Source organism: Streptomyces gamaensis, assembly GCF_042656465.1.
Classification (GTDB): domain Bacteria; phylum Actinomycetota; class Actinomycetes; order Streptomycetales; family Streptomycetaceae; genus Streptomyces; species Streptomyces gamaensis.
On the sequence record NZ_JBHSPB010000008.1, the window covers coordinates 107301 to 128694 of the forward strand.

Here is a 21394-nt window from a genome sequence, read left to right on the forward strand (position 1 = left end):
GTGCGCGACATGAAGAGGGAGAAGCGGAGATGACCGGAATCTGCGCCGGACGCGTCGCCGTGGTCACCGGCGCGGGCGGCGGCCTCGGCCGCGCGCACGCCCTCGCCTTCGCGGCCGAAGGAGCGAAGGTCGTCGTCAACGACCTGGGCGTGGGCCCCGGCGGCGAGGGCGGCTCGTCCTCCGTGGCCGACAAGGTCACCGCCGAGATCCGCGCGCGCGGCGGCGAGGCCACGGCGCACAGCGGCGACATCGCCACCGACAAGGGCGCCGCCTCCCTCGTCGCGACCGCCCTGGAGACCTACGGCCGCCTCGACACCCTCGTCAACAACGCGGGCATCCTGCGCGACCGGACGCTGCTCAACCTCACCGAGGACGACTGGGACGCGGTCCTGCGCGTCCACCTCAAGGGCCACTTCCTGCCCCTCAAGCACGCGGCCGCGCACTGGCGCGCCGAGCGCCGGGCGGGGCGCACCCCCACGGCCCGGATCGTCAACACCACCTCGGGAGCCGGGCTGCTCGGCAGCATCGGCCAGGCCAACTACGCCGCCGCCAAGGCCGGCATCGTCGCCCTCACCCTCGTCGCCGCCGCCGAACTCGGCCGCTACGGCGTCCAGGCCAACGCCGTCGCCCCCGCCGCCCGCACCCGCATGACCCAGCGGATCTTCGCCGAGACCATGGCCCCGCCGTCCTCCGGCTTCGACGCGATGGCCCCCGAGAACGTCTCCCCCCTCGTCGTCTGGCTCGGCTCCGCCTCCGCCGCCGGTGTCACCGGCCGCGTCTTCGAGGCCGAAGGCGGCCGCATCACCGTCATGGAGGGCTGGCAGCCCGGCCCCACGGCCACCAAGAACTCCCGCTGGACTCCGTCGGAGGCGGGCGGAGCGGTACGCGAACTCCTGACCCGGACACCGGCACCGCGGCCGGTCTACGGCAGCTGACGCTCCGCTAGGAAACGATGTCCTTGCCGCGGAAATGCCGGAACGCCAGCGCGACCAGCACCACCGCGTAACCCACCGACACCGCCGCGCCCCTGGCCATGCCGTCCCACTCCGGCCGCGGCTGGAGGACGTCCGCCCAGGCGAACTGCCAGTGCGCGGGGAGCAGCTCGCGCCAGTGGCCCAGGGCCGTGACCGCGTCCAGGACATTGCCGACGACCGTCAGACCCACCGCGCCGCCGACCGCGCCCAGCGGCGCGTCCGTGACCGTGGAGAGCCAGAACGCCAGCCCGGCGGTGACGAGTTGGCCCACGAAGACGTAGGCCACGACCAGCGCGAGGCGGCCGACGGCCACCTCGCCGGGCAGGGAACCGCCCGTCGGGATGCGCAGCGGCCCCCAGCCGTAGGCGGCCGTACCCGCCGCCAGCGCCACCAGCGGCAGCAGGACCATCGCCGCCGCGCTGAACGCCAGCGCCACCGTCAGCTTGACGGCGAGCAGCCGGGCCCGCGGTACCGGGGCCGCCAGCAGATAGCGCAGCGACGACCAGCCCGCCTCCGCCGCCACCGTGTCCCCGCAGAACAGCGCCACCGGGATCACCAGCAGGAAACCCGCCGAGACGAACAGCACCGTCGCCGCGAAGTTCACCCCGGAAGCGGTCGCGGTGTCGACCAGGGAGACACGGCCTTCGCGCCCGCCGGGCTGTCCGCCGATCGCGAAGGCCGCGATCAGGACGAACGGCAGCGCCGCGAGCACCGCCCCGACCACGAGCGTGCGGCGCCGCCGCAACTGCCGTACCGCCTCCACCCGCAGGGGCAGCGTGCGCCGCGCGCGGTAGCCGGGCGCGGAACCCGGCGGGGCGGCAGCGGCTCCGGGCGCGGTGCTCATGACGGGTCTCCGATGCTCACGGCGTTCATGCTCATGGCATTCATGCTCATGGCGTTCGTGCTCACGGCGTTCATGCTCGCGCTGCTCATGACGGGTCTCCGATCAGGGTCAGGAAGGCGTCCTCCAGACGGCGGTGCGGACCCAGGCGCGCCACCGGGACCTCCAGCCGCACCAACTCGACCAGCAGCTCCGCCGCGCTGAGACCGGCCAGCCGCACCAGCAGGCCCTCCTCGCCGCGGACCGCCGAGGCGACACCCGGCAGCGCGGCCACCTTCTCCGCGACCACCTCGCTCACCCCGCCCTCGATGCCCACCAGTACGGTCTCGCCCGAGCCCACGATGTCCGCGACCGGGCCCGAGGCCACCAGCCGGCCCCGGTCCATGACCACCAGATGCGTACAGCTCTGCTCGACCTCCGCGAGGAGGTGACTGGAGACGATCACGGTGCGGCCGGCCGCCGCGTAGCGCGTCATGACCTCGCGCATCTCGCGGATCTGCGGCGGGTCCAGCCCGTTGGTGGGCTCGTCCAGGATCAGCAGATCGGGCAGCCCGAGCATGGCCTGCGCGAGAGCCAGCCGCTGCCGCATGCCCTGCGAATAGGTGCGCACCGCGCGCTCCAGGGCGTCACCGAGCCCGGCGATCTCCAGCGCCTCGTCGAGACGCGCGTCCCGCGCGGGCCGGCCGGTCGCCCGCCAGTACAGCTCCAGATTCGCCCGCCCCGACAGATGCGGCAGGAAACCGGCGCCCTCGACGAACGCCCCGACCCGGGAGAGCACCGGCGCGCCCGGCCGGACCGCGTGCCCGAAGAGCCGGATCTCGCCACTGTCGGGGCGGATGAGACCCATGAGCATGCGCAACGTGGTGGTCTTGCCCGCCCCGTTGGGACCCAGCAGGCCCAGCACCTGCCCCTGCCCGACCCGGAACGACAGCTCCCGCACCGCCCACCGCTCGGCGGACCCGGTGTAGCGCTTGTTCAGCCCGCTGATGACCAACGGCACGTCGGCGAGCGCCGGATCGGGCGGCGGTACGGCCGTACGCCGCCGCACCAGCAGCAGCGCGCCGGCGAGGAGCACACCGCCCGACGGCAGCCCCCACACCCACCAGGGCAGCGCGGTGCCCGCCGTCCGCACGCCGGGCGCGGTCGGCACGCTCAGTGCCCGGCTGCCCGCCAACGCGACGGTGTACGCGGCGGGTTCGGCCGGGGACGCGTAGCCGAGGTCGGTCGAGGCGAGCACGAGCCGCATCCGGTGCCCGGCCTCGAAGGTGTGGTCGACGGCCGGGAGCCGCAGCTCGACCTCCCGGCCGCCGCGCGCCCCGGTCACCCTGACCGGGGCCACCAGCTGCGCGGGCAGCACTTGTTGCCCGTCCGGACCGGCGTCGTAGACCTTGGCGAACAGCACCGCCTCGTCGGTGTCGGAGCTCACCGTGACACGGACCGTGGGACTGCCCGTGACCCGGACGCTCTCGTCGAGCGGGGCGGAGTCGAACCGGGCGTACTGGCCGGGGAAGTCGAGCGCCACACCGACGCCGAGGCCCGACAGCCGGGAGAGCGCGCCCACCCCCGGCACCGCGGAGATCGCGGGCGGCGCGGCCCCCGGCGGACTGGAGAACAACTGCTCGCGGCCGGACAGCGCGACCTCGCGCGGCGCGTCGCGCAACCCCGGATAGCGGTCCGCGCTCGCGCCGCGCAGCCGCTGCCCGCCCTCGGTGGAGTCGATGCCCCCGCTCCGGGTGACCCGGAACACCGGCCCGGTGTCCACCGCGGCGTCCCCCTTCAGATACCGGTCGAACCAGGCGCGGGTGCGCTGCGCGATCCGCCCGCTCTCCCCGAACCCCCCGTCGTGCCCGCCCGCGACCCAGTCGACGGCCACGGGCGCCCCGTTGCCGGCGATCGCGCGGGCCGCCGCGTCGGACTGCTCCAGCGGGAAGAGCGAGTCGCGCTGCCCCTGCACCAGCAGCGCCGGGACCTTGATCCGTCCGGCGACCGCCGAGGGGCTGCGCGCCTGGAGCAACTGCCGCGCCGCCGTATCGGGCCTTCCGGCGACGGCCACGCGCTCGTACATCGCGCACAGCTCCGGCGCGAACCGGCCGCAGCCGCCCGGCCCGCCCGGCCGCCCGGTCTTGCCGTCGCCCGCCCCCGCACCGCCCTGCGGACCGGTCCGCGAGTCCTCCGGCGAGCCGCCCGGCTCCTGCGGCTTCCCCACGAGCGGGCCGCCGGAAGCACCCGTGGTGAAGAAGACACCGCTCCACAGCTTCTTGAACACATCCCCCGGGAACAGGGAGTCGGCGAGATCCCAGTACGTGATCTGCGGGGCGATCGCGTCGATCCGCCGGTCGTGACCGGCCGCCAGCAGCGCGACCGCCCCGCCGTAGGAGGCACCGGCGATACCGACCCGGGGATCGCCGTCCGCGTCCAGCCGCACCTCCGGGCGCCGCGCCAGCCAGTCGACGAGCCGGCTGACGTCGGCGACCTCACGCTCCGGGTCGTTGAGGCCGATACGGCCCGTGGAGCGCCCGAAACCGCGCGCGGACCACGTCAGCACCGCGTACCCGGAACGCGCCAGCTCCTCGGCCTGCCCGCGCAGATCGTCCTTGCTGCCGCCGAAACCGTGCGCCAGCAGCACCGCCGGACGCCGCCCCGCACCACCGGCCGTGAAGAACGAGGTGTCCACGCGCACCGAGGCACGCTCCTCGCCCGGGGACTCCGGCACGGACAGGAACCGGTCCTCGCGGTGCACCGGGGCATCCTGCTGACCCGTGGCCGAGGCCACCGTCCACGTGCCCGCCCCGAGGAGGACGGTGCCGGCGGCCACGGCGGCCCACAGCCGTCCACGCCGACGGGGGAGACGGAGTTTCATGCCCCGATGCTAAGCGCACACTTCAGCGAACCGTTCGACCGCCCACCACCGCCCGGCACCACCACCGGCCCGCGCACGGCCGACCGCGTGCCGTGCGCCTCCCGGGCGCCATGCCTCCTCACACCCGCCCCAGCCGCAACGTGACGATCTCGAACGGCCGCAGCGACAACGCGAGGCCTCCTCCTTCCGGATCCACCGTCGCCTCGCCCGTGCGCCGCTCCAGCAGATCGCACACCGCCGCCGACGAGACGGGGAAGTCCGCCGTCAGCCGGGCGCGGGCCCGCCCGCCCCGCGACTCGTACAGGCGCACCACCACATCGCCGCTGCCGTCGTCGGCGAGCTTGACCGCCGAGACCACCACCGCCTCGCCCGTGACCCGCACGAGCGGGGCCACGGCGGCCGAGCCCGGCACCCGCCGCTCCGGCAGATTGATCCGGTACCCCTCGCGCACCGCGTCCCCCACCGACGCCCCCGGCACCAGCGCGTACCGGAAACGGTGCGTCCCCTGGTCCGTGCGGGGATCGGGGAAACGCGGCGCGCGCAGCAGCGACAACCGCACCGTGGCCGTGGTGCCTGTCGCGGGCGGCGTCCCCGGGCGCCCCGGATCCGCCCCACCGCTCCGGGTCACGTCGTAGCCGTAGGTCGAGTCGTTCACCAGGGCCACACCCCAGCCGGGCTCCTCCACGTGCACGAAACGGTGCGCGCACGCCTCGAACCTGGCCGCGTCCCAACTGGTGTTGGTGTGCGTGGGCCGGTACAGGTGACCGAACTGCGTCTCGGCGGCGATCCGTTCCGTGTGCACGTCCAGCGGGAAAGCGGCCTTGAGGAACTTCTCCGTCTCGCGCCAGTCCACCTCCGTGGCGAACTCCACCCGCCGCTCACCCGCCGGCACGGTGATCCGCTGCACGGCCCGCGAGCCGCCGAAGGCCCGCTCCACACGCACCGTCCCGTCACCGTCGAGCACCACCACCTCGGCGTCCGCCAGGTCCGTGACCGTGTTGCGGTAGAAGGAATCCACGTCCCAGGCGTCCCACATGGCCGGGAAGTCCGGGTGCAACTGCAGCAGGTTCGCGGCCCCGCCCGGCGCGAGGACCTCGCGCCCCGCCGCGCGGTCGTACACCGAGACCACCAGGCCGCGCCCGTCGACGGCGACCGTCAACAGCCCGTTGTCCAGCAGGAATCCGCCGCCCTCACGCGGCACCGACGTCACCGGCGGCACCGGCGCGGCCTGCGGCGGTGCCTCGGGCAGTGCGCCGTGCGCGGGCACCCCGCCCCGGGCGTGCGGGGCCGCGTTGAAGACGACCGTGCTGCCCGCGGAGCCGTCCCCGGCGAGCGTCGCCAGTGCCTGGGCGACGATCCCCTCCAGCTCCTCGGCCACCGCCGCGTACGTCGCCGCCGCCTCCCGGTGCACCCAGGCGATCGACGTCCCCGGCAGGATGTCGTGGAACTGGTGCAGCAGCACCGTCTTCCACAGCCGGTCCAGCGCCTCGTACGGATACGGCGCGCCCGTACGCACGGCGGCCGTCGCCGCCCACAACTCCGCCTCGTGCAGCAGGTGTTCGCAGCGGCGGTTGCCCTGCTTGGTGCGGGCCTGGCTGGTCAGGGTCGCCCGGTGCAGCTCCAGATACAGCTCACCCACCCACACCGGGGCGTCGGCGTACTCCGCGTGCGCCTTCTCGAAGAACGCGGCCGGCTTGTCGAAGACCACCCGCGCCGAACCCTCCAGATCCGCCAGCCGCCGGGCGCGCGCCAGCATCTCGCGCGTCGTACCGCCCCCGCCGTCGCCCCAGCCGGTCGGCGCGAGCGAGCGCGTCGCGGCGCCCTTCTCCTGGAAGTTGCCGACGGCGTGCGCGAGTTCCTGGCCGGACAGCTGGGCGTTGTAGGTGTCGATCGGCGGGAAGTGCGTGAAGACACGGGTGCCGTCCAGGCCCTCCCACCAGAACGTGTGGTGCGGGAACTTGTTCGTCCGGCTCCACGAGATCTTCTGGGTCAGGAACCACTTCGCCCCCGCCAGCCGCACCAGCTGCGGCAGCGCCGCCGAGTAGCCGAAACTGTCGGGCAGCCACACCTCCTCCGTCTCGATGCCGAACTCCTCCAGGAAGAACCGCTTACCGTGCACGAACTGGCGGGCCAGCGCCTCCGAACCGGGCATGTTCGTGTCCGACTCCACCCACATGCCGCCCACCGGCACGAACCGGCCCTCCGCGACGGCCTTCTTCACCCGCGCGTACACCTCGGGACGGTGCTCCTTGAGCCATGCGAACTGCTGCGCCTGCGACATGGCGTAGACGAACTCCGGCTCGTCCTCCAGCAGGGCGGTCATGCTGGCCGTCGTACGGGCCACCTTGCGCACCGTCTCGCGCAGCGGCCACAGCCAGGCCGAGTCGATGTGCGCGTGCCCGACCGCGCTGATCCGGTGCGCCGAGGCGTGCGCGGGCGCGGCCAGCACCCCCGCGAGCCGCTCCCGGGCGCGCTCCGCCGTACCGCCCACGTCCTGGAGGTCCACGGCGTCCAGGGCCCGCTCGACCGCCCGCAGGATCTCCCAGCGGCGCGGCGCCTGCACCGGGAGCTCGGCCATCAACTGGCCCAGCACGTCCAGGTCCTGCACCAGCTCCCACACGGTGCGGTCCAGGACGGCCAGGTCCATGCGCGCCAGCCGGTAGCGCGGCACGGTGTCGGCGGTCAGCCGGTCGCCCTGCTCGGTCGGCAGGAAGGGGTGGTAGTCGAGGATCACCGGGTTGGCCGCCGCCTCGATGTGCAGCCGCACCTCCTCGCCGCCCGCCACCGGATCACCCACGCGCACCCACTGGTTGCGCGGACTGAGCCCCTTCACCGGCGAGCCGTCCTCCCGGTAGACCAGGCCCTCGCACTGGAAGCCCGGCATGTTCTCGTCGAAGCCCAGATCCAGCAGGGCCTCGACCGTTCTGCCCGCCCAGGCGCGGGGAACCGTCCCGGAGACGGTGAACCAGCTCGTGCTCCACGGCGGACCCCACGCCTCGCCCACGGCCGTGGGCTCACGCGGCGCCGCCACCCCCTGCTCCACCGGCACGGGCTCGCCCGGCGCGTGCCAGACGCCGACGGACAGCGGCACCGACTCGGGGTGGACGGCGGGACGGATACGTTCGTCCAGGACACGCTTGAGACGGGCTTCGACGAGGGCGCGGTCGTGGTGCATCGGTCGGACTCCTGTTCCTCGCTCTGCTGGGCTCTGCTTCGCTCTGCTGCGGTTTTCGGGTGCGGTTTTCGGGTGCGGTTGGTTTTCGGTGCGGCTTCCGGGCCGGTCCGGCGACGTAGTAGGCATGCCCGCGGGTACCGCCCAGGAAGCGGCGCCGACCCCCGGGCGGACCCTGATATGTCCCGTAGTGGTGGACCGCGCTCGGCAACGCCGTCAGACGGCCTCGTCGACCGTCACCACCTCCGTGATCCCCCGGGCCGCCAAATGCTCCGCGTCACCGGCCCGTTGGGCCAGCACGGCCGCCGGCCGCAGTCCCCGCGCCGCGAGCCGCGCCCACGCCTCGAAGAACGCGCCGCCCGGAGCGCACACCGCCCGCAGCGGCGCGCTCTCCTCGTCCCCCGCGTCCAGCAGCAGCGCCGTCCGGCGCGGCTCGGGTGCCGGTGCGCCCGCACGCCACTCGCGCACGCAGCGGGCCAGTTCCCGGCCCACCGGCTTCACCTCGCGGTCATGGGTCAACAGCCCCAGGCTGTATTCCAGTTCGGGAAAGTCGGCGAGCGCCCGGTCCACGTCGTGCGAGCACCACCACGTCACGCCCCACAGATCCGGGCAGTCCAGCACGTACCCGAGCGTCGCCCGTGTGAACGCGGGCGCGTGCTCCGCCGGCACGGACGGGGCCGGGGCCCCCACCTCCTGGAGCCACACGGGCCGGTGCGGATCCCGCGCCCACGCCTTGGACAGCTCCACCAGATACGCGGCGTGCGCCTCGGTGGCGGTACCGGCGGGGCCGTGACGCCGAGCGGTGCCGTTGAACACCCAGGAGTGCACAGCCGTCACAGCCCCCAGCCGCGCCGAGTGCGCAGGCGTGAAAGGGTGCGCGCCGTCGTGGAAGGCACGGTCGTAGGAAGCGTGCGCGTGCAGCGCGCCCGGCGCGCCCCGCTCGCAGGCCGCGAGCATCCGGCGCAGCCAGCGCTCCGCCTGCTCCACCGTGATCCGGTCGGGGTCGGGGTGCGGATCGCCCGCGAACTGGTTGACCTCGTTGCCGACGGTCATGCCCAGGAACCCCGGCCGCCCGGCGAGCGCCCCCGCGAGCGCCGTCAGGTAGGCGCCCTGCGCCTCGACGACCTCGGGGTCGGTGAACATGTTGCGCCGGTGCCAGGTCGTGATCCAGGAGGGAAGGAAGTCGAAGCTGGACAGATGGCCCTGGAGCCCGTCCACGGCGACGTCGAGGCCGCGCTCGTGAGCCGCGTCCACGAGGCTCACGAGCTGGGCCACGGCGCGCGGCCGGATCAGCGTGCGGTTGGGCTGGAAGACGGGCCACAGCGGGAAGACACGGATGTGGTCCAGGCCGAGAGCGGCGATCGAGTCCAGATCGGCGCGGACGTCGTCGAGGCCGAAGTCGAGCCAGTGGTGGAACCAGCCGTGCGTGGGCGTGTAGTTGACACCGAAGCGCACAGTCGTGCCCTCCTTCTCCCTCGGAGGCGGTCAGCCCTTGACGGCGCCCTCGCCGACCCCGCGGAAGAAGTACCGCTGCAGGCAGGCGAACATCACCAGGAGCGGGGCGACCGCGATGACGGTCCCGGCCGCGACCAGCCGGGGATTCTGGTCAACTGCTTGGCTGTGAACGCGAGCTTGTTGACTCGGTTCGATAAGGCTCCGCTTATGCTCCCGACTGCCCCTACGACAGGACGGTCACGGGTCACATCCACCGGTTCCCGCTATGCGGGGGCCGGGTCGGGCATGTTGACGAATACCCACGCCGTGGCCCCTCGCTGCGCGATATTGACCCCGGCGACGTGGTCGGCCGGCCCAGCGAGGCCGCACCGACGACAGTGAAAGTGATCCCGGGCGGGCCGGTTGGCGCGCTCGGTGTGGCCGCAGCGCGGGCAGCGCTGCGAGGTGTAGGCCGGGTCCACCTTGATCACGGGGACCCCAGTGCGCTTGGCCTTGTAGGCGATGAACGCGCCGAGCTGGTGGAACGGCCACGTGGACTGGCGTGCTCGCTGGTCGCGGGAAACCGTGACCCGCTCGCGGATGCCACCCAGTTCTTCCAGGGCGACACCGCGCTCGGTGCGTGCGGCGACAGCAACGACAGTCTTGGCGATCTTGTGGTTGATGTGCGTGGCGTGCCGGGCTTCCCGGCGCGCACGCTTCTTCAGCAACTGTTTGGCGGAACGGGTCTGCCTGGCCTGGAGTTCGGCCTTCTTGCGGGCCTGCCAGCGCCGGTACCGGTCAAGACGACGCCCGGAGTGGTTATCGCCGTCGGAGGTGGTTGCGAGGTTGTTGATGCCCCGGTCCATGCCGATGAAGCCCTTCGGCTCGAACACCTCCGGCTCGGGAATGTCGACCGTGGCGACCAGGAACCACTTCCCGTCCCGGAACACCAGGTCGGATTCGCCCTTGCGGTGACCGGTGAGCTGTTTCAGAGCCGTGGGGGAGCATGCGAAGCGGACGTTCTTCAGACGGCCGTCCATGGTCCAAATACTCACGGTCCGAGCGTCGTAGTTCCACGACAAGCAGCGATCGTCATACGTGTGCGCCGCGTCCCGGCGGAACACGACCGGCTTCGACTCGGCTTTCCGGCGGCGCTTCGCCCCCTCGGGACCGAGGCATCCGTTGCGTATGTTGGCCCGCAGCGTCGCGTACGCATCCACCACGCGCTTGATGATGTGCTGCGCGGCCTGGGCGCCGAACCCGCAGGCCTTCAACTCGCCGTAACACAGCTTCCGCAGGTCACGCACCGACCCCCGCAGCCCGAAGCGTCCAAAGGCTACGGCGGACACGCGGTTCGCGGCCTCGTTGGCAGCACGCAGGGTCGACTCGAGCGCCGGCAACTGCACGGCATCCGGTGTGAGTTTGACCTGAACGACCAGCTTCACAGCGATCACCGTACCATCGATTCATGTCACCGCGATGGGAATCAACTCCCGCTGTACGCAGGGGCCGTAGCGTCGTCCGCACCCTCCACGCGCACGTGGTCTCCGTCCCGCAATACCGGCGGAAGGTCTTCGCCGACGCCATCTTCACCCGCCGCGAAGAGGTCGCACCCAAGGTGTGCGAGGACTTCGGCGCAGAACTACGGGAGTTCAACAGCGAGACCGGCTACGTCCACCCACTCGTGCACTACCCGCCCGCTGTTGCGCTGTCTCGGCTTGTCGGCAGCCTCAAAGGGGTCTTCGCCCGGCGCTTGCGCCAGGGGTTCCCCGACCACATCAGCCGGTACCTGTGGGGCGAACACTTCTGGCCCCCGTCCCACTTCCCCGGATCCTGTGGCGGCGCGCTACCGGCGATCGTCAAGGAGTACATCGAGAGTCAGAAACGCCCTGGCTGAGGAAGACAGCGCAGCCCCGTACGCCCGTGTGCCCGTGCGGGTCAGAGCAATCGAGAGAAGCGATTCCTCCCGGATGTGGACGCCCGTAGTTCCTCGCTAGTACTACAGCAGTTGGGCCACGTGACGTGATGGTGGTTGGGTCGCTGGCTCGAAGTTCACCGTCACCGGAGACAGGTCCTACTTCTGCGAAGCCACCGTCGACACCAACGGCTACGCCGAGTGCAAGAACTCCCTACTGCCCGCACCGCTGCCCCTCGCGCAGTTCTTGCTCAAGGGGTACGACGCCACCTTCGACGGCGACGAGGAGTATGCACCGGTCAGCGCTCACAACTCTGTGGCCCAGCCCCGGCCTCACCGTGCTCGTCCGTGACACAGCCGCTTTTCGGCAGGCGGGCCGCCGAGGAACTCGTCGCCCTCCTCGACGGCGGCCCGCCCGCCGGGTGCGCCATACGCCTCGCACCTGGTCGCCTGCGGCTCCACGGCACCCCCGCCTCGCCGTCGGCCCCCGGGCCCGTCCCCACCCCCGCTCATGGCCACTCCTTGACCTCCTGTTTAATTGCGAGGGATTCGCAAGAACGGTTGATCATGAGTAAGAGGTGTGCCGGCATGTCGGCCAGGTCCATACGAGGAGCGGCCGCCACGGCCATGGCAGGCGCCCTGGCGCTGGGCGCGACGGCGTGCGGCGCCCCCGGCGGCGGAAGCGCCGGGGGAGCCGGCGACTCCCTCGTCGTCGGGCTCGCCAACGAGCCCGAGACCCTCAGCCCCCTCCTCGGCTACGGCAAGGACGGCAACTCCAAGATCTTCGACGGGCTGTTGCGCCGCGACGCCTCGATGGCGCTGCGGCCCGCGCTCGCCGCCGCCCTGCCCACGGTCTCCGACGACGGGCGCACGTACACCTACAAGCTGCGCCAGGGCGTGAAGTTCAGCGACGGCAAGCCCTTCACCTCCGCCGACGTCGTCTTCACCTACCGCACCATCCTCGACGAGAAGACCAACAACGCCGCCAAGGGCGAACTCGACGCCATCGACCGCGTCACCGCCGAGGGCGACGACACCGTCGTCTTCTCCCTCAAGTACCCCTACGCGCCCTTCGCCGAGCGCACCGTCCTGCCGGTCGTCCCCGAGCACGCCGCCAAGGGACAGGACGTCAACACCGGCTCCTTCAACACCGCCCCCATCGGCACCGGCCCCTACGTCCTGACCGGCTGGAGCAAGGGCGAGAAGCTCACCTTCAAGGCCAACCCCGGCTACTGGGGCGGCGAGCCGAAGATCAAGAAGCTCACCATGGCCATCGTCAAGGACGACGACGTGCGCGCCACCCGGCTGCGCTCCGGCGACCTCGACGGCGCCATCCTCCCGCCGAACCTGGCCAAGGGCTTCAAGGGCGACGCGTCCAAGGTGACGCTCACCGCCCGCACCACCGACTTCCGGGGCGTGACCCTGCCGAGCGCGAACAAGGTCACCGGCGACCGGGCCGTGCGCCGCGCCCTCGATCTGGCCGTCGACCGCAAGGCCATGGTCGACAAGCTGCTGGAGGGCGCGGGCAAGGCCGGCTATGGGCCGGTCCCCACCGACAGCGAGTGGTTCGCCAAGGGCACCGAGCGCCCGTACGACCTCGCCGCCGCCAACAGGATCCTCGACGAGGCGGGCTGGAAGCCCGGTGACGACGGCATCCGCGTCAAGGACGGAGTCAGCGCCACCTTCACCCTCTGGTTCCCCGCCGGCGACAAGCTGCGCCAGGAGCACGCCCTCGCCTTCGCCTCCGACATCAAGAAGGCCGGCATCAAGGCCGAGGTGCAGAGCGGCACCTGGGAGGTCATCGAGCCGCGCATGAAGGACGACGCCGTCCTCGCCGGCGGCGGCAACCCCGCCGACCCGGACTTCGACCTGTACAACCTGCTGCACTCCTCGCTCGCCCTCGACGGCTTCAACAACATGGCGAACTACAAGAACCCCGCCGTCGACGCCGCCCTGGAGGAAGGCCGCCGCAGCGGCGAGCGGACCGCCCGCAAGGCCGCCTACGACAAGGTCCAGCAGGCCCTCGCCGACGACCCCGGCTACACCTTCCTCACCCACGTCGACCACCTCTACGTCATGAAGAACGGCCGGCAGGACCTCACCACCCAGATCGAGCCCCACGACCACGGCCTGGGCGCCGGACCGTGGTGGAACGTCGAGGACTGGCAGCCCGCGAAGTGAGCACCGGCATCCCCTGGGGGCCGATGGCACGCCTGGCGGGACGGCGGCTGCTGGCCGCCGTCCCCGTACTGGCCGCCGTGACCTTCCTGGTCTTCGCGATCGCCGCGGCCTCGCCCTTCGACCCCGCCAAGGCGTACGCGGGCACGGCCGGACTCGGCGCCCGCCAGGGCGTCCTCGACCAGCTCCGCGACAACCTGGGCGCCGACCGGCCGTTCGTGTCCCGCTGGTGGGAGTGGCTGAGCGCCGCCGTCACCGGGGACCTCGGCGACTCGGCCGTGATGCGCCAGCCCGTCGCCGAGGTCATCGGCGAACGCATCGGCTGGTCGCTGCTGCTGTGCTCGGTCGCCTTCGCCCTGGCCGTCGCCGCGGGCACCGCGCTCGGCGTCCTGGCCGCCCGCCGCCGCGGCGGCCCGCTCGACCGGACCGTCACCTCGCTCGCCTACACCCTGGAGGCGGCCCCGCCGTTCTGGCTCGGCCTCCTCGCGATCTGGCTGTTCGCCCTCAAGGCGGGCGCACTGCCCGCCGGCGGACTCACCGGCACCGGCAGCGACACCGTCACCGCCGCGGCCGTCACCTCGCACCTGATCCTGCCCGCCGCGGTCCTCGCCGTCTCCCAGCTGCCCTGGTTCGTGCTGTACGTGCGCCAGGGCGTCGGCGACGCGCTGGAGGAGGACCCCGTACGCGGCGCCCGCGCCCGCGGACTGCGCGAGCGCACCGTGCTCCTCGGCCACGCCCTGCGCTGCGGGCTGCTGCCCGTCCTGACCCTCATCGGCTCCCGCGTCCCCGAACTGATCACCGGCGCGCTGCTGGTGGAAACCGTCTTCAGCTGGCCCGGCATCGCCTCCGCGACCGTCGAGGCCGCCACCTCCGTCGACTTCCCGCTGCTCGCGGCACTGACCGTGCTCGCCACCGCCGCCGTGCTGCTCGGCAACCTGATCTCCGACCTGCTCTACGGACTCGCCGACCCGAGGGTGGCCCATGACGGGATGTAGCCCCACGGCCGAAGCGAAGGAACTCCAGCCGCGATGACCGAACCCGCCTGGCGCACCCCCGGCACGGACCGGGCCGGCGCACGACGCGGCCTGCGCCTGTACACCTGCGCCGCCGTCCTGACCGCCGTCGTCCTGGCCGTGCTCACCGTGCCCCTCCTCGTCCCCCTCGACGAGCAGGCCGTCGACCTCGCGGCCAAGCTGCGGCCGCCGTCCTGGTCCCACCCGTTCGGCACCGACGAGGTCGGCCGCGACCTGCTGCTGCGCTGCGTGTACGGGCTGCGCGTCTCCCTGCTCGTCGGCGTCGTCGCGGCCCTCGTCGCGACCGTCGTCGGCACGGCCGTCGGCGCGCTGGCGGGTGCCCTCGGCGGCCGGGCCGACCGCCTCGTGATGCGCGTGGTGGACCTGTTCTCCTCCGTGCCGCACCTGCTGCTCGGCATCTTCGTCGTCGCCATGTTCCGGCCCGGGATCTGGCCGGTGATCGCCTCGGTCGCCGTCACCCACTGGCTGTCGACCGCGCGCATCGTGCGCGCCGAGGTGCTCTCCCTGCGCTCCCGCCCGTACATCGACGCGGCCGTCTCAGGAGGCTCGACCCGCCGGCGGATCACCGTACGGCACCTGCTGCCCGGAGTCCTTCCCCAGGCCGGGCTCGCGGCCGTGCTCATGGTCCCGCACGCCGTCTGGCACGAGTCCGCGCTGTCCTTCCTCGGCCTGGGACTGCCCTCCCACCGGGCCAGCCTCGGCACCATGGTGCAGTCCGCGCGCGGTTCGCTCCTCGCCGGGGACTGGTGGCCGACGCTCTTCCCCGGCCTGTTCATCATCGTCCCCACCCTGGCCGTCGCGGGCCTCGCCGGTGTCTGGCGCGACCGGCTGAACCCCCGCCGCCGATCGGAGCTCACGCTGTGACCGGACGCCCCCAAGCCCCCGAAACCGCCCGGGCAGCGGGAACCCCCACACCCGTGCTGGACGTCCGCGGCCTGTCCGTACGGTTCCGCATGCGCGACGGCGGTCACGTCGCCGCCGTCACCGACGCCTCGTTCACCCTGTGGCCGGGGGAGTGCCTGGCGCTCATCGGCGAGAGCGGCTGCGGCAAGTCCGTCCTCGCCTCCGCGCTCCTCGGACTGCTGCCCGGCAACGCGCAGACCGCCGGAACGGCGCTCCTCGGCGACCTCGACCTGCTCACCGCCGACGAACGCACCCTCGCCCGCACCGTCCGCGGCCGCCGCGTCGGCCTCGTCCCGCAGAGCCCCTCCGCGCACCTGACGCCCGTCCGCACCGTCCGCTCCCAACTGGAGGAGACCGTGCGCCAACTGACCGGGGTCCGCGGGGCCGGGCTGCGGCCCGCCGCCGAGGCGGCCGCCGAGCGCGCCGCGTTCCCCGCCGACCACCTCGACCGTCACCCGCACCAGCTCTCCGGCGGCCTCGCCCAGCGTGCCGCCACCGCGCTCGCCCTCGTCGGCGACGCCCCGCTGCTGCTCGCCGACGAACCCACCACCGGCCTCGACCGCGACCTCGTCGAGAAGACCGTCGACGAACTGCGCCGCCACGCCGACCAGGGCCGCGCCCTGCTGATGATCACGCACGACCTCGCGGCCGCCGAACGCGTCGCGGACCGCGTCGCCGTGATGTACGCGGGCCGTATCGTCGAACTCGCCGACGCCGGGGCCTTCTTCGGCGGGCCCGGCCCCCGCCACCCCTACGCCCGCGGCCTGCTCGACGCCCTGCCCGCGCGTGCCTTCACCCCGATCCCCGGCATGCCGCCCGAACTCGGCGCCCTGCCCCCCGGATGCGCCTTCGCCCCCCGCTGCCCGCACGCGCGCGGCGCCTGCGGCAGCGTTCCGGCCCTCACCGACGGCGTGGCCTGTCACCATCCGCAGGAGGAACCGCGTGCTTGAACTGAACCGGATCACCGCCGGGTACGACCGGCGTGCCCCCGTCGTCCGCGACGTGACGCTCACGGTCGCGCCCGGTGAGGCCGTCGGACTGCTCGGCCCCAGCGGCTGCGGCAAGTCCACGCTCGCGCGCGTCGCCGCACTGCTGCACCGCCCCGAAGGCGGGCACGTCGTCGTGGACGGCGAAACGGTCACGGGCTGGCGGCACCGCGCGCCACGCGCCCTGCGCACCGCGTTCGGCGTGGTCTTCCAGCAGCCGAGGCTCTCCGCCGACCCGCGGCTGAGCCTTGCCGATCTCGTCGCGGAACCCCTGCGGGCCACCGGCCGCAAGGACAGCGCCCCGGAGCGGGTGGCCGAACTGGCCGACCGCGTGGGGCTGTCGGAGGAACTGCTGCGCCGCCGCCCGCACGAGGTCAGCGACGGCCAGCTGCAACGCGCCTGCCTGGCCCGGGCCCTGGCCCTGCGGCCGCGCTGGCTGATCTGCGACGAGATGACCGCGATGCTGGACGCGTCCACGACGGCCGCGCTCGTCGCCGTGGTCGAGCGCTACCGCGCCGAGACCGGCGCGGGTCTGCTGGCCGTCTCCCACGACCGCGTCCTGCTGGAGCGCTGGTGCGACCGCACGGTGCGCTGGCGGGAGCTGACGGCGACGGCGGTTGCCTGACGGTCAGCGGGCCCGGTCGGCGGCGCCGACCAGTTCCCGTCCGCCGGTGCGGGGCGGCTCCGGCGTACGTACCGGAGCGGGCCTGCGCACAGTGGCGACGGCCACCCCGGACAGGACCAGCAGCCCCCCGAACACGGCGGCGGGCGCGGGCAGATTGCCCAGCAGCACGGCGTCCACCGCGAGTGCGGCGACGGGCACGGCGTACAGCACGAGCGAAGCGGTCGAGGCCGTCGTCACCCGCAGCGTGCGCGACCAGGTCCAGAAGGCCAGCGCGGTGCAGCCCAGCCCCAGCCAGACCACCGCCACAGTGCGGTGCCCCTCGGCGGCCGCCAGCTGTCCCAGCGCCTGCGGAGAGAGCGGCAGCAGCGGCACGAGGCCGAACAGCGAGCCGTAGAAGACGCATTCCGCTCCGGAGTACGTCTTGAGCAGAGGCTTCTGCAGCGCGAAGGACGTCGCCTGCGTCGCCGCCGCGGCCAGCACCATGAGCGCGCCCGCGAGCGAACCGCTGCCGCCGCCCGCGGTGAACGCGACCATCAGCGCGCCGCCCAGAGCGACCCCCAGCCCCGACAGCCCGCGCTTTCCCGGACGTTCGCCCAGGAACAGCATCCCCAGAGCGGTGGTGAACACCGGCGAGGCGGCGATGAGCATGGCGGCGGTCCCCGCGTCCACGCTCTGCTCGCCCGCGCACAGCAGGAGTTGATAGCCGGTCATTCCGGTGAGCCCGAAGGCCGCCATGCGCACGGCGTCCTGCCGCCGCAGCCGGCCTATCCGGCCGAGCAACAGGAACGGTACGAGCAGCACCACGGTGATCGTGATGCGCAGCAGGGCGATCGAGGCCGGGGAGAAGTCGGGCAGCGCGACCTGGATCGCGGTGAACGCCGACCCCCACAGCAGTGCGGTCGCGGCCATCGCAACCCACGGAGTCGCGGTCGCCGTACGCGGTGCCGCCGTCATCACACACCCCACCAGCTCGCTCGGAACCCGGTACAGAAGGGATGAATCACCTTTACCGGGATGGTGCAGCCAAGCTAACAAGGCGCGATCTATAAGGCAAATAATTGTTTCTATTTCTAAGCCAAAGGAATTCTTTCAGAGTCTGCGGACCAGCGGGAACGGCAGCGTCTCCCGGATCGACAGCCCCGTCAGGAACATCACCAGCCGGTCCACCCCCACCCCCAGCCCTCCCGTCGGCGGCATCGCGTACTCCAGGGCCCGCAGGAAGTCCTCGTCCAGCTCCATCGCCTCCGGATCGCCGCCCGCCGCCAGCAGCGACTGCTCGGTGAGCCGGCGGCGCTGCTCGACCGGGTCGATCAGCTCCGAGTACGCCGTCCCCAGCTCCGTGCCGAACGCCACCAGGTCCCAGCGCTCCGCCAGCCGCGGATCGGCTCGGTGGGGCCGGGTCAGCGGCGAGACGTCGGTGGGGAAGTCCTTGTAGAAGACCGGGAGTTCGGTCCGCTCCTCCACCAGCCGCTCGTACATCTCCAGCACGAGATCGCCGCGCCCGCAGTCCGGTTTGTGCGGCACCTTCGCGGCGGCGCAGTGCCGCAGCAGCTCCGAGGCGGGCGTGTCCGCGCCGATCTCCTCGCCGAGCACCTCCGAGATCGCCCCGTACACCGTCTTCACCGGCCAGAGGCCCGAGATGTCGTGCTCCACGAGCCGTCCCGCCGCGTCCGGGCGCAGCGCGACCGCCGAGCCGTGCGCGGCCACGGCCGCGCCCTGGATCAGCTCGCGCGTCAGGTCCAGCATCACGTCGTAGTCCGCGAACGCCTGGTACGCCTCCAGCATCGTGAACTCGGGGTTGTGCTTGTAGGAGACGCCCTCGTTGCGGAACGTCCGGCCCAGTTCGAAGACCTTCTCCAGCCCGCCCACGCACAGCCGCTTCAGATACAGCTCCGGCGCGATCCGCAAGTACAGGTCCAGGTCGTAGGCGTTGATGTGGGTGGTGAACGGGCGGGCGTTCGCGCCGCCGTGCACCTGCTGGAGCATCGGCGTCTCCACCTCCAGAAAACCCCGCTCCAGCAGCCCCCGGCGCAGCGCCTGCACCACGGCGCTGCGGGCCCGCAGCGTCCTGCGGGCCTCCGGCGAGACCGCGAGGTCCACGTAGCGCATCCGCACCCGCGCCTCCGGGTCGGCCAGACCGTGCCGCTTGTCGGGCAGCGGCCGCAGACACTTGGCGATCATCCGGAACCGCTCGGCGAAGACGGTCGGTTCGCCCCGGTCGGTGATGCCCGTTTCGCCCTCGGCCTCGATGTGGTCACCGAGGTCGACCTGGGCGGCGAAACGGCGCAGGGTCTCCGGCCCCGCGTCCCGCCGGGTGAGCGTCAGCTGCAGATCGCCCGACCAGTCCCGCAGCACCGCGAAGGCGACCCCGCCGTGGTTGCGCACCAGCAGCACCCGGCCCGCGACGGTCACCCGCTCGCCGGTGCGCCTGCCGGGCGCGAGACCCGCGAGAGCGGAGCGGATCCCGTCGAGCGAGTGCGTACGGTACGCGTCCACCGGGTACGGATCCACGCCCGCCTCCCGCAGCCGCTCCAGCTTCCGCCGCCGCACCCGCACCTGCTCGGGCAGGCCCGCGAGCTCGTCCTCGGCCGCGGACGTCTCCTCGGACGGGGCGAACCCCAGCTCCGACAGTGAGGGCAGCCCCGCCGTGGACGCCGGGCGGGTCGCGGCCCGCGCCCGCCCGCGGCCCCACATCTTCCCCAGGCTCGGCACCGCGACGAAGCCCTCCGCGATGCCCGAGGCCAGCCCGATCCGGGCGAGCGCGCCGGCGTCCGCGTAGCACAGGAAGCGCGGGTGCCACTCGGGGTTGTACTTCACGTTCGAGCGGTACAGCGCCTCCAGCTGCCACCACCGGGAGAAGAACAGCAGCAGTTTCCGCCACAGCCGCAGCACCGGCCCCGCCCCGATGCGCGCGCCCTCCTCGAAGGCCGAGCGGAACACCGCGAAGTTCAGCGAGATCCGCTTGATCCCGAACTGCCCGGCCTGCGCGCACAGTCGGGCCACCATGAACTCCATGACACCGTTGGGCGCCTCACGGTCCCGCCGCATCACATCCAGCGAGACCCCGTCACGCCCCCACGGCACGAACGACAGCAGCGCGATCATCTTCCCGCCGGCGTCGAACGCCTCCACCAGCAGGCACTCGCCGTCCGCCGGATCCCCCAGCCGCCCCAGCGCCATCGAGAAGCCGCGCTCGGTCTCGGTGTCCCGCCAGGCGTCCGCGCGCCGGATCACCTCCTGCATCTCCTCGTCGGAGACCGCCGCGTGGCGCCGGATCCGCGTCGTCGCGCCCGTACGCTCCACCCGGTGCACCGCCTGCCGGGTCACCCGCATCTCCCGGCCGTCCAGATCGAAGTTCGCCACCTGCAGGATCGCCTCGTCGCCCAGCTGCAGCGCGCCCAGCCCCGAGCGCGCGTACGCCTTCGCCCCCGCCTCGCTCGCGCCCATCACCGCCGGCTGCCAGCCGTAGCGGCCCGCGAGCTCCAGCCACGCGTCGATCGCCGGTGTCCACGTCTCCGGGTCGCCCAGGGGATCCGCGGAGGCCAGACACACCCCGAACTCGACCCGGTAGGTCACCGCCGCCCTGCCGCTGGGGGAGAAGACCACCGCCTTGTCACGGCGGGTCGCGAAGTAACCGAGCGAGTCCTGCCCGCCGTAGCGGCCGAGCAGCGCGCGGATACGCGGCTCCTCGTCGTCGTGCAGCGCCGCCTCCAGCCGCTGCGAACGGAACAGCGTCATGGCCGCGTTGAGCAGCGCCAGCGCGCCGAAGAGGCCGAGGAGGAAGTACAGCCAGTGCGGCGGATGGCCGGTGAAGTGCCGGCCGCTCACCAGACCGCCGCACACCTTGTTCGCGACGAACAGCAGCCGGTTGCCGCCGCCGCGCTCCAGCGAGCCCGGGAACAGCGACACCAGCCCCCAGCCGACCAGCGTGCCCAGGGCCAGCCCGGCCACGAGCACCAGCAGCGCCCGCAGGAACGCCCCGCGCCGCGACGCCGCCCAGAACTCCCGCCGGGCCGTCACCAGCAGCGCCATCGCGGCCGCGCACATCACCAGCGACGGCACCGTGTCCCAGTACCCCACCGCCAGCAGCAGCACGTCCGCGAGCAGCAGCAGCGTCAGATATCCGAGGACGAACCACAGCGCGACCCGTTTGCGCGCGGCCATCGCCATGGACAGCAGCATCAGGAAGACCGCGTAGGCGAGGTTGGGGGCCGTGGGAATGGTGACGGCCTCCAGCGCGGCGGCCACCGGACGCGCCGCCCGCCGCAGCGCCGGGATCAGCGAGGTGAGCGCGCAGAAGACACCGAGCAGAGCGAAGAAGCCCGCGAACGCGCCCGGCACCCTGTGCAGCACCGCCTGCCGGGCCAGCACGAGCGCACCGCGCCGGCCGGCCGGTGCTCCCGCCTCCCCGGCCGCGGCGGGCCCGGCCGCGCGAGGCTTGCTGTCCGGGGCTGTACGGCTCATTCCGTCAG

14 protein-coding genes and 1 pseudogene are annotated in these 21394 nt (G+C 72.9%); 7 read left to right on the forward strand and 8 right to left on the reverse strand.

Features of this window, described 5'->3' with window-relative positions; translation table 11 throughout:
• Positions 1-29 precede the first annotated feature (29 nt).
• Positions 30-935 carry an SDR family oxidoreductase gene (locus ACFP1Z_RS15150; protein WP_390316801.1) on the forward strand — a complete coding sequence of 302 codons (906 nt, stop codon included), beginning with the start codon at positions 30-32 and terminating at the stop codon, positions 933-935.
• Positions 936-942: 7 nt separating this feature from the next.
• Here ACFP1Z_RS15150 and ACFP1Z_RS15155 read toward each other — a convergent pair whose 3' ends face one another.
• The 6 genes and pseudogenes from ACFP1Z_RS15155 to ACFP1Z_RS15180 form a co-directional block, all read right to left on the reverse strand.
• Positions 943-1818, reverse strand: a complete 876-nt coding sequence (locus tag ACFP1Z_RS15155; RefSeq protein WP_390316802.1) for an ABC transporter permease — start codon at positions 1816-1818, stop codon at positions 943-945.
• Positions 1819-1903: 85 nt separating this feature from the next.
• Positions 1904-4675: an alpha/beta fold hydrolase gene (locus ACFP1Z_RS15160; RefSeq protein WP_390316803.1), complete on the reverse strand. Its 2772-nt coding sequence runs from the start codon at positions 4673-4675 to the stop codon at positions 1904-1906.
• Between the two features lie 118 nt (positions 4676-4793).
• Complete coding sequence (locus tag ACFP1Z_RS15165; RefSeq protein WP_390316804.1) at positions 4794-7850, reverse strand: alpha-mannosidase; 3057 nt, start codon at positions 7848-7850, stop codon at positions 4794-4796.
• Positions 7851-8063: 213 nt separating this feature from the next.
• Positions 8064-9302 (reverse strand): glycoside hydrolase 5 family protein, encoded by a 1239-nt coding sequence (locus ACFP1Z_RS15170; RefSeq protein WP_390316805.1) that lies wholly within the window; start codon positions 9300-9302, stop codon positions 8064-8066.
• Between the two features lie 30 nt (positions 9303-9332).
• A pseudogene (locus ACFP1Z_RS15175) lies at positions 9333-9443 on the reverse strand (carbohydrate ABC transporter permease); the annotation flags it as partial.
• Positions 9444-9565: 122 nt separating this feature from the next.
• Positions 9566-10726, reverse strand: coding sequence for an RNA-guided endonuclease InsQ/TnpB family protein (locus ACFP1Z_RS15180; protein ID WP_390316806.1), 1161 nt, complete (start codon positions 10724-10726; stop codon positions 9566-9568).
• A 23-nt stretch (positions 10727-10749) separates the two neighbouring features.
• On the opposite strand from ACFP1Z_RS15180, the gene tnpA reads away from it, so the two are divergent.
• The 6 genes from tnpA (at position 10750) to ACFP1Z_RS15210 (ending at position 16922) form a co-directional block, all read left to right on the forward strand.
• Complete coding sequence (tnpA, locus tag ACFP1Z_RS15185; RefSeq protein WP_390316807.1) at positions 10750-11178, forward strand: IS200/IS605 family transposase; 429 nt, start codon at positions 10750-10752, stop codon at positions 11176-11178.
• A 606-nt stretch (positions 11179-11784) separates the two neighbouring features.
• Complete coding sequence (locus ACFP1Z_RS15190) at positions 11785-13377, forward strand: ABC transporter substrate-binding protein (RefSeq protein WP_390316808.1); 1593 nt, start codon at positions 11785-11787, stop codon at positions 13375-13377.
• 23 nt (positions 13378-13400) lie between these two features.
• A complete protein-coding gene (locus ACFP1Z_RS15195; protein WP_390317031.1) occupies positions 13401-14369 on the forward strand; it encodes an ABC transporter permease in 969 nt (322 codons plus the stop codon).
• A gap of 33 nt (positions 14370-14402) precedes the next feature.
• Positions 14403-15272: an ABC transporter permease gene (locus ACFP1Z_RS15200; RefSeq protein WP_390316809.1), complete on the forward strand. Its 870-nt coding sequence runs from the start codon at positions 14403-14405 to the stop codon at positions 15270-15272.
• An 89-nt stretch (positions 15273-15361) separates the two neighbouring features.
• Positions 15362-16261: an ABC transporter ATP-binding protein gene (locus ACFP1Z_RS15205; protein WP_390317032.1), complete on the forward strand. Its 900-nt coding sequence runs from the start codon at positions 15362-15364 to the stop codon at positions 16259-16261.
• Complete coding sequence (locus tag ACFP1Z_RS15210; RefSeq protein ID WP_390316810.1) at positions 16254-16922, forward strand: ABC transporter ATP-binding protein; 669 nt, start codon at positions 16254-16256, stop codon at positions 16920-16922. The genes ACFP1Z_RS15205 and ACFP1Z_RS15210 overlap by 8 nt, the downstream gene beginning before the upstream one ends.
• Before the next feature lie 3 nt (positions 16923-16925).
• Here the strand turns inward: ACFP1Z_RS15210 and ACFP1Z_RS15215 are convergent, their stop codons facing one another.
• On the reverse strand, positions 16926-17831 hold the full coding sequence (locus ACFP1Z_RS15215; protein WP_390316811.1) for a DMT family transporter: 906 nt from the start codon (positions 17829-17831) through the stop codon (positions 16926-16928).
• 180 nt (positions 17832-18011) lie between these two features.
• The gene (gene lysX / locus ACFP1Z_RS15220) at positions 18012-21386 is read right to left on the reverse strand and encodes a bifunctional lysylphosphatidylglycerol synthetase/lysine--tRNA ligase LysX (RefSeq protein WP_390316812.1); all 3375 of its coding nucleotides are present in this window, start codon (positions 21384-21386) and stop codon (positions 18012-18014) included.
• Between the last annotated feature and the right edge of the window lie 8 nt (positions 21387-21394).

What these genes read in the sequence shown, in the direction of transcription:
- ACFP1Z_RS15150 (WP_390316801.1), top strand. Translation starts at nt 30, where the DNA reads ATGACCGGAATCTGCGCCGGACGCGTCGCCGTGGTCACCGGCGCGGGC.
- ACFP1Z_RS15155 (WP_390316802.1), bottom strand. Translation starts at nt 1,818, where the DNA reads ATGAGCACCGCGCCCGGAGCCGCTGCCGCCCCGCCGGGTTCCGCGCCC.
- ACFP1Z_RS15160 (WP_390316803.1), bottom strand. Translation starts at nt 4,675, where the DNA reads ATGAAACTCCGTCTCCCCCGTCGGCGTGGACGGCTGTGGGCCGCCGTG.
- ACFP1Z_RS15165 (WP_390316804.1), bottom strand. Translation starts at nt 7,850, where the DNA reads ATGCACCACGACCGCGCCCTCGTCGAAGCCCGTCTCAAGCGTGTCCTG.
- tnpA (WP_390316807.1), top strand. Translation starts at nt 10,750, where the DNA reads ATGTCACCGCGATGGGAATCAACTCCCGCTGTACGCAGGGGCCGTAGC.
- ACFP1Z_RS15190 (WP_390316808.1), top strand. Translation starts at nt 11,785, where the DNA reads ATGTCGGCCAGGTCCATACGAGGAGCGGCCGCCACGGCCATGGCAGGC.
- ACFP1Z_RS15195 (WP_390317031.1), top strand. Translation starts at nt 13,401, where the DNA reads ATGGCACGCCTGGCGGGACGGCGGCTGCTGGCCGCCGTCCCCGTACTG.
- ACFP1Z_RS15200 (WP_390316809.1), top strand. Translation starts at nt 14,403, where the DNA reads ATGACCGAACCCGCCTGGCGCACCCCCGGCACGGACCGGGCCGGCGCA.
- ACFP1Z_RS15205 (WP_390317032.1), top strand. Translation starts at nt 15,362, where the DNA reads ATGCGCGACGGCGGTCACGTCGCCGCCGTCACCGACGCCTCGTTCACC.
- ACFP1Z_RS15215 (WP_390316811.1), bottom strand. Translation starts at nt 17,831, where the DNA reads ATGGCCGCGACCGCACTGCTGTGGGGGTCGGCGTTCACCGCGATCCAG.
- lysX (WP_390316812.1), bottom strand. Translation starts at nt 21,386, where the DNA reads ATGAGCCGTACAGCCCCGGACAGCAAGCCTCGCGCGGCCGGGCCCGCC.